Below are 14,952 nucleotides of genomic sequence, written 5' to 3' on the forward strand. Positions count from 1 at the left end.
GCTGAAAAGAGCTCAGAAAATTAATATTATATATCCTGGAAAAGATTGAGCGAAAGGTTATAATTTTATGCTTATTAAAGACAAAGTGAGAAATATCAGTTTAATGTTAGTAATAGGTTGGAATAGTGAGCGGACAGAAATGAAAGCGGTGGGCTTTAATGCTTCCACAGGGGGAATATAGGATTCAAGGGTGAAAGCATAATATTTATAGATTACCGATTATTTGGTAGATAGAAAGGAAGTCATCCATTGTCAAAAGGGCTTATACATCATATTGAACTATATGTTTCTGATTTAAAAAGTTCCATCAACTTTTGGGGTTGGTTTTTAGAAGAATTGGGATATGAATCTTTTCAATCGTGGGAAAGCGGACATAGTTGGAAAATCGGAGAGACCTATATCGTTTTTGTGCAAGCAGAAGAACGGTATATGGATGTACCTTATCATAGATGTAGAGTTGGTCTAAACCATTTGGCCTTCCATGCAAGCTCCCGTCAACAAGTAGATGATATGACAATAATGTTAGAAAGGAAGGGTGTTAAGATCCTTTATACTGATAAACATCCCTATGCGGGAGGGGAAGATTATTACGCGGTATTTTTTGAAGATCCAGATAGAATTAAGGTTGAATTGGTAGCACCATGACCTTGCCTGTTTAAATGTTTTTTCTTCTATATGAAATTAAAAACGGAACGCCTACTGAATTGTAGATGTTCCGTTTTCAAATATTCCTCCCAAAAGAACCTATTCCTTCCGCATAATAAAGCTCAAATGTCTGCCTGTTGAGCGGTCTTGGCGGTGGGAGAATCCATCATCGTCCATAAATGTGCACGTACGGTCAATCGTAATATTTTCATCAGGCACACCTGCAAGCATGCACTGCTTTTTCACTGTTAACTGGTTGTCGATATGAAATTTGCCCGTTTCTTCATTCCAGTACATAAATTCGTCTGCATAACCGAGCGCTTTGAATTTTTCCTGTACATCGGCATCTACTTCAAATTTTTCCTGGCTGATTGCAGGCCCAATCATTACTTTCAAATCACGTAAATTGCAATTTTCCTCTTGTTGTAAACGCTGCAGTAATTTCAATGTAATTTCTTTAATCGTCCCTTGCCACCCGGAATGAACAGCCCCGATGACATTTGTTTTTTCATTATAGAATAAGACCGGTACACAATCTGCGGTAAAGCTTGAGATCACGACGTTCGGTTCATACGTATACAGTGCGTCGGTATCGGGAACTGCAGTTGCGTTGTCGGTTGCTCCTTTGCCGATTTCGGACTTTTCCACACGGAAGAAGTTTGCACTATGTGTTTGATTGGCGCATACAAACTTAGATAAATCCGTTTGCAGCAGTGAGGCAAGCTGTTGGCGGTTTTTGATAATCGCAGCTTCGTTTTTGCAAACATGGAGTGCCATATTATTGTCCTCGGCAAAGGCTGAATCCTTCAATGTAATGCCCAGTACATGTTTTTCATTATTTTCATAAAATTTTATCTTCATTTTATCACCCCCTGTACTATACCCGCAAAAGCGAATTTTGTATAGGCAAATGGTGTTTGGTATAATGATGAAAAATAGGGGGTATGTGATGAAGAGTTGGCAAATCATTTTAACGGGTCTTTTACCTTATGTCATGGCGGTCATTGCCTTTATCGCATTTTCATTGCCTTATGTGAATCAAATGATTACATTCGGAACTGCCGCGGCCTTTACTTTTTATGTTTTACCGATTTATTTTTTTGTCGTGATTCCCTGGTATTATGTGCTGTACTTCATGCGTAAAAATTACAGCAAACGGGCACTTTACTTAACAAGCTTTATTTTTTGTATTCTGCAGCCAATCGTATTCGGATACTTTATGAAAGCACCGATCGGCAGCGCGTATTTTTTATTTTTTGTATCACCACCGTTTATAGTTGGCATAATGGTTAGTACATTGTGTATTAACTGGTTTTATAAAGAAGATTTGAAGCAGACGACAAATGGAAGGGGAGAGCCGATTGGAATTGACGATTGAATGGCAATACATTACTAAGTCAAAGCAGGAAATCACATGGCGAAGTGAGGCAATTCCTGCAGCGCATGCCTACACGCTCGTGCTGGATATGGAAAATACGGGTCGCACAAAAAATATTGTGATGACAGATGAACATGACAGTACATGGACATTAAAAGAGCTGAAAAAATATTTGAAATCTCTTGAAACAGAACCTACCGAAGTGGAATTGTATTTCGATGGCGGATTTAATAGAGAAGAAAAGCTGGCCGGTTTAGGGATTGTCGTCTATTATAAACAGAATGGGAAAAACTATCGCTTGCGGACGAATCAGCTGGCGGAGTATTTAACATCAAACAATGAAGCCGAATATGCGGCATTGAATCTTGCGGTCGAACAGCTTGAGGAATTGGGTGTCCATCATCAAAAAATAAAGATTTACGGCGATTCGCAAGTCGTCATTAATGAAATGAACGGCGAATGGGCAGTAACTGATAGCGTTCTGACAACGTGGGCGGATAAAATCGATGCGAAGCTCAAGAAGCTTGGCATTCGACCGGAATATCAATATATTAACCGCAAACTAAACGGAGAAGCGGATCAGCTTGCTAATCAGGCACTTCAGGATGTCGAAATATACGCGGATATTGATATACGAAAAAGTAAGAAAAGATAGATGAAGGGGGGGATCTTTATGATTCGTTCTGTTGGTACAGGGAGTTCAAGTTTAAATAATCAGACACGTCCCCGAAATTTACAGCAACAAACTACAGCCTTCCCGAAAATCGGAGAAGAACAAGGAGTCGCACGAGAGCACGAAAAGCTGCGAACGGATGAGGCCGAAAGAGGACCAATAATGGTTGGGGTCAAACCGAAAGCACAGCTGAAATCCATTTTTGATGAACCAAATGGTGTCGTGAAGCTTAATGCGGACGGCGACAAATTGGAAGTCAGCAAGCGTGCGATTTCACTTGCAAAAGAAGTGCTCTATACTTAAAGAAAAAAGCTCCGCCGGGAATATCTCGGCGGAGCTTTCATGTTAAATTTTATTGTTGTTTTTCAAATGCTCGTTCACCAGCAATACCTGGTTGCGTTAATTCGAATGGATTTAAAATAATATCCAGCTGCTCAAGCGTGAAATAGTTGTACATTAAGCAAAGTTCGCGTACAGATTTGCCGCTATGCAGAGCTTCACGTGCAATTTGACTTGAACGTTCATAGCCTAAATGTGGGGCCAGTGCTGTAATTACACCGATTGAACGTTCAACAAAATCATGCAGGCGCGCTTCATTTGCTTCGATATGATCCAGGCAGTATTTTGTAAATACTGTGAAGCCGTTTGTCATAATTTCAATCGACTGAAGCAGATTAAATACTAAAACTGGTTCCATTACATTCAGCTCAAATTGTCCTGCCTCTGAAGCAAGTGAGATTGTTACATCGTTACCGATAACTTGGAAAGCAATTTGGTTAATGACTTCCGGCATAACCGGATTTACTTTACCTGGCATAATTGAAGAACCTGGTTGGCGTTCAGGTAAGCGAATTTCTGCAAATCCTGCTTTTGGACCTGATGCCATTAAGCGTAAGTCATTACAGATTTTAGACATATTCATCATGGAAATTTTTAACATTGATGAAACTTCCGCATACGTATCGGTATTTTGTGTACCGTCGATTAAATTGTCCACTTTTATGAATGGGAAGCCACTGTAAACCGCGATGTTTTCTACTGCCAATTTCATATATTCAGGGTCTGCATTCAGGCCTGTACCGATCGCAGTTGCACCGATATTGATTTGCAGCATTGTTTGCTGCGCTTTTTTGATTCGGTTAATATCACGAGAAACAACGGCAGCGTAGGCACCGAATTCCTGGCCTAAACGAACAGGTACAGCATCCTGTAAATGTGTACGACCCATTTTAACGATTGAATCGAATTCTACTGATTTTCTGATAAAGCTATCACGCATCATTTCCATCGCCATAATTAAATTATTTAACGTAGAAACTGTTGCAATATGAATAGCCGATGGGAATGCATCATTTGTTGACTGCGCCATATTGACATGGCTGTTAGGACTAATGATTGAATAAGTACCTTTTTCTTCCCCTAAAATTTCCAGTGCGCGGTTTGCAATTACTTCATTGGCATTCATGTTCATTGAAGTGCCTGCTCCGCCCTGAATTGGATCTACAACGAACTGGTCATGTAATAGTCCTGAAATAATGTCATCTGATGCTTGTGCAATTGCATTAGCAATTACTGGATCCAATTTGCCGATAGCGGCATTTGCAAGTGCCGAACTTTTCTTTACGATGGCAAATGCACGAATTAATTCAGGGTGCATTGTCATTTTAGTAATCGGGAAATTTTCTAATGCACGAGTTGTTTGAACGCCGTAATAAACGTCCTTTGGAATTTCTAATGTGCCTAAAAAGTCTTTTTCAATACGTGTACTCATTTGTACAAACCCTCCAAGAGAATGGTGTAATAGTTGGATAAACAACTACATTATACGCCATATAATAATAAAAGCTTACTTGCTGAATTATTAGTTTATTTAACGTTCTCACGTAAGCTTAAATTAACCAATATTAACAAATATAATGAGTGAAATTTCGTAACTTTTTGATTTTCTATACGACTAATTAGGAAAGGGATAAAGGGATGAGGTGATTGTCGATGAAGAAATGGTTAAGTTATATGCTGGTCGTGGGAATGATCTTGCTCCTTGCAGCATGTAATACGAAAGAAAACGAAACATCAACCGATTCAACTGAACCTGTGCAGGAAGAAAATAATGAAAATAAAGTAGAATATGAATTACTGTTTCATTTAGATTCGATACCTCCTGAGGTCGGTACGAGTATTTCAATCGTGCAGGATGAAAAGCTTTATACTACTTGGGCCGATATTTTTGGTTTTGAGTCGGTTCCATCTGTCGATTTTGAAACAGAGGAAGTGCTGTTTGTCACAGGATATTCGGATGGTTGTGGAAGAGAAATTGAGAAAATCGAAAAAGATGAGGATATTTTAGTCATTACCTTAAACTATCCGGAAGATATTCGCAGCGAGAAAGACATCGTCTGCACAGAAATCGCTTTGGACAATACGTATGTTGTCAAAATGAAAAAGACTAACACCTCAAAAGGAAAGCTGATTGATATCAATCGAACAACATATGAAGAAGATTCAACGGTTCAGGAAAAATTGCAGTAAACGAATACAGTAATACGAGGGGCTACCAATTCCTCTATATGAATATTACACTGAAAATATCGAATTTTCGGTGTAATATTTTTTTGGTCATGAATTTTCTGCAAGAAGAAAACATTATGTTGGGAATAAGGTTAAATTGCTATTTACATAATAAACGACTCCGATTGTCCATTGTAAGACGGTCAAAAAATTGGTAGTATGATTATCGTACAATAATAGTATTGAACGCGAACTATAGGAAACTGGAAGATGCCAGGGACCTATAGGCAACTAATTGCATACATATCAAGCGTTGATCGTCGTGGATAAAACTACTGACGGGAGCAGTTTCTGGAGAGAGCGCGATAATCCGCGTCGCCGAAGGGTTCACAATCTCAGGCAAAAGGACAGAAGAGTAATGAGAGACGCTTTTCTTTAACATAGGGTGTATGAACACCCATTGTTTAATGAAAAGCCCTCGATAGATGTCACAGATTTTTTGAAATCTGGGCGCGATTTTGCAGAGGCGAAATCGATTATTCTTAGACACAGGGACTGGCATATTATCAGTCCCTGTTTTTATTCCAGAAAAATTTACTTGATGGACCGCGATGAAGTACTTATTATTTTGCGCTGTGTAAACAGACAAAATACTTATCCTTTGGAGGAATCGTTTTGGAACAACAAGAATTAAAGCGCGATCTGAAAAATCGCCACGTTCAGTTAATTGCGATTGGAGGAACGATCGGAACGGGGTTGTTTTTAGGGTCAGGTAAAGCGATCTCACTTGCAGGACCTTCTATTATCTTTGCATACTTAATCGTTGGAACCGCACTATTTTTCGTCATGCGTGCACTTGGCGAATTGCTTTTATCAAAAGGCGGCTATGCATCTTTTACTGAGTTCGCCACTGAATACTTAGGGGACTGGGCAGGCTATATTACAGGCTGGACATACTGGTTTTGCTGGATTATGACGGCAATGGCAGATATTATCGCTGTCGGCATGTACACGCAGTACTGGTTTGATATCCCGCAATGGGTACCGGCTATCGCATGTTTAGTAGTTTTACTTATTTTGAATTTATTGACGGTCAAACTGTTCGGAGAGCTGGAGTTTTGGTTTGCGTTAATTAAGATCATCACAATTGTTGCGTTGATCGCAATAGGTATTGTATTGCTGATTATTGGCTTTGAAACAGATACAGGCAAGGTTGCTGTATCAAATTTATGGGAGCATGGCGGATTATTCCCGAATGGGGCATTTGGATTTTTAATGGCGTTCCAAATGGTTGTCTTTGCATTCGTTGGTGTTGAATTAGTAGGGGTAGCAGCTGCTGAAACGGCAAACCCGCAAAAGAATATCCCATCTGCAATTAATAAAATTCCCGTTCGTATTCTGCTGTTTTATGTAGGAGCATTATTCGTAATTTTAACAATCAACCCTTGGGATACATTAAGCGCGTCAAGCTCACCATTCGTTCAGGTTTTCGCATTGGTAGGTATTCCGATTGCAGCAGGTTTGATTAACTTTGTTGTACTGACATCAGCTGCTTCTGCAGGAAATAGCGGAATGTTCTCAACGAGTCGTATGCTGTTCAGTTTAAGTAGTAATAAACAAGCACCAAAAGCTTACGGTAAATTAAACAAAAATGCGGTGCCGCAAAATGGTCTGTTATTTTCTGCGGTTGTAGTATCGATTGGTGCATTGCTTAGCTATTTCATGCCGGACGATGCATTTAGTATCGTGACAACAATTAGTGCAATTTGTTTTATTTGGGTTTGGAGCATTATTCTGATTTCGCATATTATTTACAAAAAGCGTCATCCGGAATTACATAGATCTTCAATTTTCAAAGCACCTTTAACACCATTTATCAACTATTTAATATTGGCCTTCTTCTTGTTTTTACTAATCATTATGGCCATTTCCGAGTCTACGAGAACTTCACTGCTGTTAACACCGTTATGGTTTATACTGCTATTTGTTCTTTATAAGGTTCGTAAAAGATAATTAGGCAAATCCAACATGTTATAAAAAACGGAAAACACGCAAATTCAAAGATACCGAGAATTTGCGTGTTTTTCATATTGAAAATTATATGTTTATATTTAACTCCAGTACTGCAGAGCAAGTTGCTGTCCTTGCTGAATTTTTGCCCATTGTTCAGCTTCTGTAAGTTCATTGCCGCCATCGCAGGAAGCGAAACCGCATTGGTGTGAAATGAACAAACGGTCTTTGTCGATAATTTTAGACGCTTCATCAAGCATTTTAATAATACGATCTTCATTATCTAAAGTATTCGTTTTAGAAGATAATAATCCTAATACAATTTCTACATTTGGTTTATCTTTGAAGACAGCCAGTGCTTCAATTGAACCAGCACGGTCATCATCCCACTCTAAGAAGAAGCGGTCATAATTTAGTTGCTTTAAGAAGAGGTTAGCAATTTTAATGTAAGAACCACCACCCATATTACGTGAGTCGTAGTTACCTCGGCAATTATGTGTCCACACTTTCAAGCCTAAACGATGGCCCACTTCAATAATTTGATTATTTATCCCAATAAATTCAGTTGCTAACGCTTGAACTTCTTCTTGATTAATTTGTTCGCCAGTAAATGGTGAATTCGGATTGTCGTCAGCAAAAAGTTGCCATAAGCAATCATCAAATTGTAAAATCTCACCACCAGCTGCTGCAAACTCTTCCACAAACTCTGTATAAGCTATTGCTAACGCTTGTTTTAATTCATCTTTTGTTTTATAAAATGCAGCTGGTCCGAAATTATCCGAAAAAGATAACTCACCTAAAATATGGGAAGGTGACGGGATACATAGTTTTGTTTGGTGATCGCCAGCACTTTTTTTCAGTTTTTTGTAGATTTCGATAAAATGATGGTTTTTCCCGCTTAGTTCCCCCGTAATGCGTAAACCGATGTCTTTGCGTGTTTCATAGTGAGAGTTTCCATCGAAATCTTTGAAGAAATAACCATGATCTGCAATATAGCGATCGAATCCTTCAATACCCCAGGCAAAATCTAAATGCCATAATGATTTCGAATGCTCGCCATCTGTCACAACCGTAATGTTATTTTCGATTTCTTTTTTTACAACTTCTTGAATAGAAGCGAGTTCAACTTGTTCGTAGCCTTCAAAATCTTTATAAAAAGGGTATGTAATATCATCACGTTGTTCAATTTGTTTTTTATACGTTAATAATTCATTTTTTCTTAATAGACTGCCTACAATTTGAAATTTTTCACACATGTTCATTTCCTCCTTGGTAATTCAACTTTTTAAGTTGGATTTATCATACCATCGTGGAGTGGGATATTTGAAACACGTAAAAAATATCAATCGGTATAGTTAAAAACTATAGCGAGAAGATATTTTTAGTTCATCTTTGATCGTTTCTTTTAAATAATTAATATAGATTGCAGCGAGTTTACTAGTAGTCACATGTTTATGGACGATATACCCGACTGTCATCGTCTCATCGACTTCCAGAGGGAGAGAGCAAATATTTTTATTCAATTCCTGACTAATGACTCCTGTTGAAATGGTATAGCCATTAAGCCCAATCAATAAATTGAAAAGTGTTGCACGGTCACTAACCTTAATATTTTTAGGGCGTGAAATGGTGCTCAATATTTCCTCTGAAAAATAAAAGGAATTAAATTCGCCCTGTTCAAAAGATAAGCATGGATAGGCATGTAAATCCTCCAACGTAACGGATTTTTGATGTGCAAGCGGGTGTCCTATATGGATAAATACATGTGGCTTCGCTTCAAATAATGGATAGAACTCTAAATTGGCTTCCCTTAAAAATTTCCGAATGACCTTTTCGTTAAAATTGTTTAAGTATAAAATTCCTACTTCGCTTTGTAAATTCTTTACATTTTCTATAATCTCATACGTTCTTGTTTCACGAAGCGTAAATTCATATTCATCGCGATCATAATTTTCAAAGAGACGTACAAATGCACTCACAACGAAGGCATAGTGTTGTGAAGAAACGGAAAAATGCTGTTGTGATGGCTGAACGTTTGCATACCGGTTTTCCAAAAGTTCAGCTTGCTCGACAACTTGCCGCGCATAGCCCAAAAATTCTGTTCCTTCAGCGGTAATAGTTATCCCTTTACTTGTCCGTAAAAAAATAGTAATGCCTAACTCTTGTTCAAGCTCTTTTAATGCGTTCGAAAGGCTAGGCTGGCTAATGAATAAGTTTTGGGCTGCTTTACTAATTGACTGGTTTTTTGCTACTTCAATTACATATTTAAGTTGTTGTAATGTCATAATAAATCCCTTTCTTTCTTCTAGAAGTAGTGTAGCAAATAGTCCACTGGATCTGCAAAAAGAATTCCATAAACATAAAAGCTATCGTAATCGGAAATCACGATAGCCTTTGAAGAGGAAATCTCAACTATTATTATGTTAGCTCCTCTTTTGAAAACAATGGTTTGTTGTTTAACAGATGGAAATAGACGATACATGCGATGACAACACCGATTAGGGCGAAGATACTTGTTGTCAGTTGAATCGTGTAGATTTCCGCCAAAAATCCGATAATCAAGGTTAGAGTGATCTGCATCACACTTTCAATCAGTCCAAGTGAACTGCCGAAACGTCCCATCAATTCAGTCGGGATTGTCTGCTGGTAAAATGTCGCGTAGCCCGCATTGCTGAACGCCATAAACAATCCGAGCAAAATAAAGGCAGCGACCGCAATCATTAAATTAGGTGAGAAGTAAAATATAAAGTAAGAAAGTAACGTACATGTAAACCCGAGGCCGATGTACGAAACGAGTGACAGCTTCTTCACGAATCGGGCTGCCAAATAGCCACCGACAATGGCACCGATTCCTGTGATTCCTACAATGATGCCATAAACCGAATCCGTCACTTCATGGAAATCTTTCAAAAAGGACATTTCCTGGGAATCAAGTGAAAAGCAAATCATCAATGCTGTTGAATATAAGACGAAAAATTGCAGGAGCGTTTTCCGTTGCGAGATAAATTTCCATACAGTAATAAAATCATCTCGGATAACAGCAAGTGTTAGTACAGTTGATTGAGTGGACGACTTGATTTCTTGATTCGGCAGCAAATACATCATGAATGCGCTAAACAAAAGCATAAACCCATTCACCCACATCGCAGTCGCGGTACTGCTCATGGCGATAATGGCACCACCTAAAGCAGGGCCGATCATAAAGCTCCCTGAACCGAGCATGCTGTTGATGGCATTAAAACGCAAGCGATCATTTGGTGAAACAAGTTTTGTAATCATAAATGTACTGCTCGGATTGGCAAAACAGACCGCGATATTCGCCAAAAAGATTAAACCGTAAATGAGCCAAATTTCCGAAAGCAGCGGCATCAAACAAACGATACTTGCGCGGAAAATATCACAAACAATCAAGATGATTCTTTTATTGGTTCTGTCTACGATGGAGCCGGCAAAAAAACTGCACAAAATGCGGGCAATCGGACCAATAATATAGATGCCCGCGACAGCTGCCGGTGACTCGGTCAAATGCCAGACCGATAGATTGAGCGCGATCAAGTAAATCCAACTGCCTAGTTTGGATGCGCCAAATCCGAACCACAAATAAAAATACTCTTTTCTTAACTCCAAATCATCACCTCCTTAGCTGCTCATTCGCTGCCGTATTTTTTCACTTGCATACAGTGCCAGCCTAAAGCAATTGCTCGCTTGTTTATAAGCATGGAGCTGCTCGTAAAACTGTGCCCATAATGGCGCATAGAACAGAATCAGTGAATAATACTGCTGTTCGTTGAAATGCGGAAAAGCTTCATCTTCCAGTAATTTTAATCCGCGAATCGTAAATTCAGTTTCAACCGCATACGCTAGTAGTCTGCGCTGATAAATATGATGGGGTACAGTAAATTGATGTTCTTCATAGCGTATTAACAGTGTATTCAATTGTTTGAAATCCTTTTGCGCAAAGCATGTGCGCATCCAATTAATTGCTGAATGCAGGTCTTCATCATAGTTATTTGCCAATTGATAATGTTTGGACGCTTCCGTAAAGTTTTCCTGGCATTCGTAACAATACGCAATATTGTTATGCAGTGAGCTCCACTGCATCGGTGTTTGAATTGAAGAGACATTCGCAAGTAGGTTGAGCCCTGCTTCAAACTCCTTGAGAGCTTCCTGGAATCGATGTGAATCATTGAAAATCACACCTTTCATGGAATAAAGCTTCAACTGAAACAACGGTTTATACTGATGGGTAAAAAACTGCTGTGCAAGTTCAATATGTTCCAGTGCCTTTTGTAACTTATAGCTTCTGTGATTCGCAAAAGCAATATGATAATGGTAGTTGGCCAGTTCAAATGGGTGGGTATTGGATAAAAATTGCGCCAATTGATTGTCTGCTTCTTTAATGGACAACTGTTCAAATTCCTGAAAAGACAGATGACCGAAAGCGGTAATCGCAACGAACAGCTGAGTGATCCGGTCTTTTTTCCAGTTGATAAACGGCTCGATTTCATTAAGTATTGTTCTCGCCCTATCATCTTCTTTTTTCGAGTAAAGGAAACGAGCATACACAAGCTTTGCCAACAGCTGCTTTTCAAATGGCTGCTCTTCGGTTTGCATTGCGGTTAATTGTTCGATTTCACCTGCAGTAAGCTCGGCATTCGACAATAATTTTTCGTATAACAGCTCCAAAAAAGTGGTTTGGCTTTTCAGTTGTTGTTCGAGCTTATTGAAATCGATGCCTAAGTTTTCAAACAGCTGCTCATACATCGAATGTTCTGCGACAACGATTCCATTTTCAATCCGGCTTAAATACGAAGGGGTACAAATGCCGAAAGCAACGTCATCCTGTTTCTGCTTCTTTTTTTGACGATAATATTTTAATAGTTTTCCCCAAGCCTGTTCATTGTTTTCCATAAAAACACCTCATAGTTAGTTTACCAAAATACTAAACAGGAATATTGCGAATTTTCTTGAAAAAGTGCACAATTAACGTTGTGAAATTGGTAAACTTACACAAATTATTGTTGGTTTACATATTTTAATTGCATATTCGGAAATAGCTATATATGATAAGAAAATAAAAAAGGGTTTATCGTTTTAAATGGGAGCTTAGATTGGAGAGATAGTAATGTTCTTTTATGAAGTAGATAATGAAATTCAATTAAAATTAATTACACAAAATGATGCAGAAGAAATCTTTGCTTTCATTGACCGTTCACGCGATTATTTACGAGAATGGCTTGGGTGGGTAGATAATACAAAAACTGTTGAAGATACACGCGATTTTGCCGCAATGAATTTAGAAAAATTCGCAAAGCGTGAAGGTCTGGATACAGCGATTTTTTATAAAGGGCAATTTGTGGGGAAAGTCTCGATCAATACCATTAATTGGTCTCTGAAAAAATGCGAGATCGGCTACTTTTTAGATGAAGAATATCAAGGGGAAGGCATTATGACACGCGCTGTGAAAGGCATCATTGATATCGCCTTCAACGAATATAAGCTTGGAAAAGTTGAAATTCATGCTGCTGTTAATAATACGAAAAGTCGTCATATTGCGGAGCGTCTTGGTTTTATGCATGAAGGGACAATCCGTCAGGCGGAATGGCTGTACAATCACTATGTTGATCATGCAGTATATGGTCTGTTGAAAGACGAATGGGTTGGAGAATACTAATAACTGGTTTCGCCTCATCAGAAATACCTGATGAGGTTTTTTATCGCTAAATTATAAATTTAATGAAACTTTTTCCAAACTCAACCAGTATAGTAATTAGAATCTATTACATGTGAGGTCATTCATGTCACTACATAGCATCCAGGTACGCAAATAAATGCTTGTAATAGAAGAAATAGCAGAAAGCAGGTGTGGGCAATTGTCACAGCCAATTGTGGAAATTAAAAATTTGAACAAAACGATTAAAGGCAAACACATTATTAAAGACTTGAACCTGGACTTTTATCCGGGGCAAATCACCGGATTTTTGGGGCCAAATGGAGCGGGTAAAACCACGACAATCCGTATGATGACGGGGTTAATGTATCCTTCTAAAGGAGAAGTAATCATCGATGGGAAACAGCTTTCGACAAATTATGAAGAAGCGATCAGTAACATCGGTGTAATCGTTGAAAACCCGGAAATGTATAAATATATGTCAGGGTATAAAAACTTACAGCACTTTGCTCGAATGCATAAAGGTGTAACGAAACAGCGTATTGATGAAGTTGTAGCGCAAGTCGGTCTGCAAAATCGTATTCATGAAAAAGTGAAAACGTATTCGTTAGGGATGCGTCAACGCCTTGGACTGGCACAGGCGATGCTGCACCGTCCAAAGTTTTTAATTTTGGATGAGCCGACAAATGGTCTGGACCCTGCTGGGATCCGTGAATTCCGTATGTATTTGCGTAAAATTGCCGTAGAGGATAATGTCGCCATCGTTGTATCGAGTCACCTTTTATCCGAAATCGAGTTAATGGTAGACCGGATCGCGATTATTCAAAATGGTGAGCTGATTGATATTCGTGAACTGCAACATGTCGAGGCAGTACAATATTACATTGAAGTCGGCCAGCCGGATCAGCTTCAGGCGGTGTTCGAAGAGCCGTTAACAAAAGAGAATGGCGGCTACGTAGTCAATCTGACAAAAGAAGAAGTGCCTGCACTTATTCGTAAACTAGTTGAATCGGGTATTGATCTATATACGATCCAGCCGATTCAAAAACGTCTTGAAGATCAATTTATCGAGATGACAGGTGGAGGTGCAATCGATGCAATACGTTAAAAATGAATGGATCAAAATGTGGTCGCAAAAAAATGCTTGGATCATGTGCGGGCTTTTAATTGTACTAATCGTATTCGTTGCAGGGATGAACAAATATTATGATGTGGATTCAAGTACAAAAGAAGCGCGCTTAGCAGCAAATGAAGAAATGATGGCCCATCCAAAAGAAATGCTTGCTTCAGAAGATTTAATGCCGGAAGATGAGCAATATTTCAAGGAAGAAATTGCAATGGCCGAATATCGTATCGCCAATGATTTACCATCATCAAATGCAATGACCTTTACTGAACATATGGATTTATCACTAACATTGACAATTATGGTAACAAGCATCTTTACAGTTGTTATTGCGGCAGGTATTGTATCATCAGAGTTTGGTACAGGTACGATTAAAATGCTTCTTACACGACCTGTTGCAAGATGGAAAATTTTACTTTCGAAACTTGTTGCGTCTATTCTTTATGGAATTGTACTTTTTGCCGCTGGAATCGTTGTCGCATTAATTGTCGGTATGGCATTGTTCGGTACGGACAGTGCAATTGCTTTATCAGTCGTTGATGGGCAAGTTGTGCAGGAAACGGTGGAAAATACATTTGTCGAAACGACACTTTATTCGCTCGGTTCAACAATTATGACGATTATATTTGCGTTTATGATCGGTACGATTTTTGGTTCAAGTACGTTAGCGGTAAGTTTATCGCTGTTCATCTTGTTGATGGGTTCAACGGCAACAATGTTTATCGCTCAATATGATTTTGCGAAATACGTCTGGTTTGCCAATGATTTATCGTTTTATGCACCGGGAAGTATGCCGATGATTGAAGGATTAACATTTACGTTCTCGTTAGTTGTCAATATCGTGTATGCAATCGTCTTTTTAGCAATTACGTTCATTTACTTTATGAAACGTGATGTAACGGCTTAATACGGAAAGTTTTTTAATAACAATTAAATATAGC

The 14,952-nt window shown here is 38.7% G+C and carries 15 protein-coding genes and 1 riboswitch; of the genes, 9 read left to right on the forward strand and 6 right to left on the reverse strand.

Annotation, left to right across the window (positions count from 1 at the left end; translation table 11 throughout):
- The first annotated feature begins 249 nt into the window (after positions 1-249).
- A complete protein-coding gene (locus AC6CH1_RS05815) occupies positions 250-645 on the forward strand; it encodes a VOC family protein (RefSeq protein WP_498316586.1) in 396 nt (131 codons plus the stop codon).
- A gap of 99 nt (positions 646-744) precedes the next feature.
- Here the strand turns inward: AC6CH1_RS05815 and pgeF are convergent, their stop codons facing one another.
- Positions 745-1,506, reverse strand: a complete 762-nt coding sequence (pgeF, locus tag AC6CH1_RS05820) for a peptidoglycan editing factor PgeF (protein ID WP_498316587.1) — start codon at positions 1,504-1,506, stop codon at positions 745-747.
- An 88-nt stretch (positions 1,507-1,594) separates the two neighbouring features.
- On the opposite strand from pgeF, the gene AC6CH1_RS05825 reads away from it, so the two are divergent.
- From AC6CH1_RS05825 to AC6CH1_RS05835, 3 genes are read left to right on the forward strand one after another with little or no spacing between them, the layout of a single operon-like run.
- Positions 1,595-2,023, forward strand: coding sequence for an ATPase (locus AC6CH1_RS05825; RefSeq protein WP_427710241.1), 429 nt, complete (start codon positions 1,595-1,597; stop codon positions 2,021-2,023).
- Complete coding sequence (locus tag AC6CH1_RS05830) at positions 2,007-2,678, forward strand: DUF771 domain-containing protein (RefSeq protein WP_498316588.1); 672 nt, start codon at positions 2,007-2,009, stop codon at positions 2,676-2,678. The genes AC6CH1_RS05825 and AC6CH1_RS05830 overlap by 17 nt, the downstream gene beginning before the upstream one ends.
- 18 nt (positions 2,679-2,696) lie before the next feature.
- Positions 2,697-2,999 carry a DNA primase gene (locus tag AC6CH1_RS05835; RefSeq protein ID WP_498316589.1) on the forward strand — a complete coding sequence of 101 codons (303 nt, stop codon included), beginning with the start codon at positions 2,697-2,699 and terminating at the stop codon, positions 2,997-2,999.
- Between the two features lie 49 nt (positions 3,000-3,048).
- Here the strand turns inward: AC6CH1_RS05835 and aspA are convergent, their stop codons facing one another.
- Entirely contained in the window at positions 3,049-4,467 is a 1,419-nt protein-coding gene (gene aspA / locus AC6CH1_RS05840) for an aspartate ammonia-lyase (protein WP_498316590.1), read from the reverse strand.
- A gap of 221 nt (positions 4,468-4,688) precedes the next feature.
- On the opposite strand from aspA, the gene AC6CH1_RS05845 reads away from it, so the two are divergent.
- Positions 4,689-5,225, forward strand: a complete 537-nt coding sequence (locus AC6CH1_RS05845; RefSeq protein WP_498316591.1) for a dehydrogenase — start codon at positions 4,689-4,691, stop codon at positions 5,223-5,225.
- A gap of 320 nt (positions 5,226-5,545) precedes the next feature.
- Positions 5,546-5,625, forward strand: a riboswitch (glycine riboswitch).
- A 254-nt stretch (positions 5,626-5,879) separates the two neighbouring features.
- Entirely contained in the window at positions 5,880-7,217 is a 1,338-nt protein-coding gene (locus tag AC6CH1_RS05850; RefSeq protein ID WP_251688314.1) for an amino acid permease, read from the forward strand.
- 98 nt (positions 7,218-7,315) lie between these two features.
- Here the strand turns inward: AC6CH1_RS05850 and AC6CH1_RS05855 are convergent, their stop codons facing one another.
- The 4 genes from AC6CH1_RS05855 to AC6CH1_RS05870 all read right to left on the reverse strand — a co-directional run bounded on the left by AC6CH1_RS05855 (position 7,316) and on the right by AC6CH1_RS05870 (position 12,125).
- Positions 7,316-8,470, reverse strand: coding sequence for a cobalamin-independent methionine synthase II family protein (locus tag AC6CH1_RS05855; protein ID WP_498316592.1), 1,155 nt, complete (start codon positions 8,468-8,470; stop codon positions 7,316-7,318).
- A 99-nt stretch (positions 8,471-8,569) separates the two neighbouring features.
- Positions 8,570-9,499, reverse strand: coding sequence for a LysR family transcriptional regulator (locus AC6CH1_RS05860; RefSeq protein WP_251688310.1), 930 nt, complete (start codon positions 9,497-9,499; stop codon positions 8,570-8,572).
- A 133-nt stretch (positions 9,500-9,632) separates the two neighbouring features.
- Positions 9,633-10,841 carry an MFS transporter gene (locus tag AC6CH1_RS05865; protein ID WP_498316593.1) on the reverse strand — a complete coding sequence of 403 codons (1,209 nt, stop codon included), beginning with the start codon at positions 10,839-10,841 and terminating at the stop codon, positions 9,633-9,635.
- 12 nt (positions 10,842-10,853) lie between these two features.
- Complete coding sequence (locus AC6CH1_RS05870) at positions 10,854-12,125, reverse strand: tetratricopeptide repeat protein (RefSeq protein ID WP_498316594.1); 1,272 nt, start codon at positions 12,123-12,125, stop codon at positions 10,854-10,856.
- A gap of 214 nt (positions 12,126-12,339) precedes the next feature.
- Between AC6CH1_RS05870 and AC6CH1_RS05875 the strand changes: the two genes are divergently transcribed.
- The 3 genes from AC6CH1_RS05875 to AC6CH1_RS05885 all read left to right on the forward strand — a co-directional run bounded on the left by AC6CH1_RS05875 (position 12,340) and on the right by AC6CH1_RS05885 (position 14,918).
- Positions 12,340-12,888 carry a GNAT family N-acetyltransferase gene (locus AC6CH1_RS05875; RefSeq protein WP_251688304.1) on the forward strand — a complete coding sequence of 183 codons (549 nt, stop codon included), beginning with the start codon at positions 12,340-12,342 and terminating at the stop codon, positions 12,886-12,888.
- 157 nt (positions 12,889-13,045) lie between these two features.
- On the forward strand, positions 13,046-13,993 hold the full coding sequence (locus AC6CH1_RS05880; RefSeq protein WP_498316595.1) for an ABC transporter ATP-binding protein: 948 nt from the start codon (positions 13,046-13,048) through the stop codon (positions 13,991-13,993).
- On the forward strand, positions 13,980-14,918 hold the full coding sequence (locus AC6CH1_RS05885) for a DUF2705 family protein (protein ID WP_251688300.1): 939 nt from the start codon (positions 13,980-13,982) through the stop codon (positions 14,916-14,918). The genes AC6CH1_RS05880 and AC6CH1_RS05885 overlap by 14 nt, the downstream gene beginning before the upstream one ends.
- Positions 14,919-14,952: the final 34 nt, after the last annotated feature.

The organism is Solibacillus sp. GQ1 (assembly GCF_059758555.1).

Bases quoted from the DNA above. Each gene is read 5' to 3' on its own strand.
- pgeF (WP_498316587.1), bottom strand. From the start codon at position 1,506: ATGAAGATAAAATTTTATGAAAATAATGAAAAACATGTACTGGGCATT.
- AC6CH1_RS05825 (WP_427710241.1), top strand. From the start codon at position 1,595: ATGAAGAGTTGGCAAATCATTTTAACGGGTCTTTTACCTTATGTCATG.
- AC6CH1_RS05835 (WP_498316589.1), top strand. From the start codon at position 2,697: ATGATTCGTTCTGTTGGTACAGGGAGTTCAAGTTTAAATAATCAGACA.
- aspA (WP_498316590.1), bottom strand. From the start codon at position 4,467: ATGAGTACACGTATTGAAAAAGACTTTTTAGGCACATTAGAAATTCCA.
- AC6CH1_RS05845 (WP_498316591.1), top strand. From the start codon at position 4,689: ATGAAGAAATGGTTAAGTTATATGCTGGTCGTGGGAATGATCTTGCTC.
- AC6CH1_RS05855 (WP_498316592.1), bottom strand. From the start codon at position 8,470: ATGTGTGAAAAATTTCAAATTGTAGGCAGTCTATTAAGAAAAAATGAA.
- AC6CH1_RS05860 (WP_251688310.1), bottom strand. From the start codon at position 9,499: ATGACATTACAACAACTTAAATATGTAATTGAAGTAGCAAAAAACCAG.
- AC6CH1_RS05870 (WP_498316594.1), bottom strand. From the start codon at position 12,125: ATGGAAAACAATGAACAGGCTTGGGGAAAACTATTAAAATATTATCGT.
- AC6CH1_RS05875 (WP_251688304.1), top strand. From the start codon at position 12,340: ATGTTCTTTTATGAAGTAGATAATGAAATTCAATTAAAATTAATTACA.
- AC6CH1_RS05880 (WP_498316595.1), top strand. From the start codon at position 13,046: ATGCTTGTAATAGAAGAAATAGCAGAAAGCAGGTGTGGGCAATTGTCA.
- AC6CH1_RS05885 (WP_251688300.1), top strand. From the start codon at position 13,980: ATGCAATACGTTAAAAATGAATGGATCAAAATGTGGTCGCAAAAAAAT.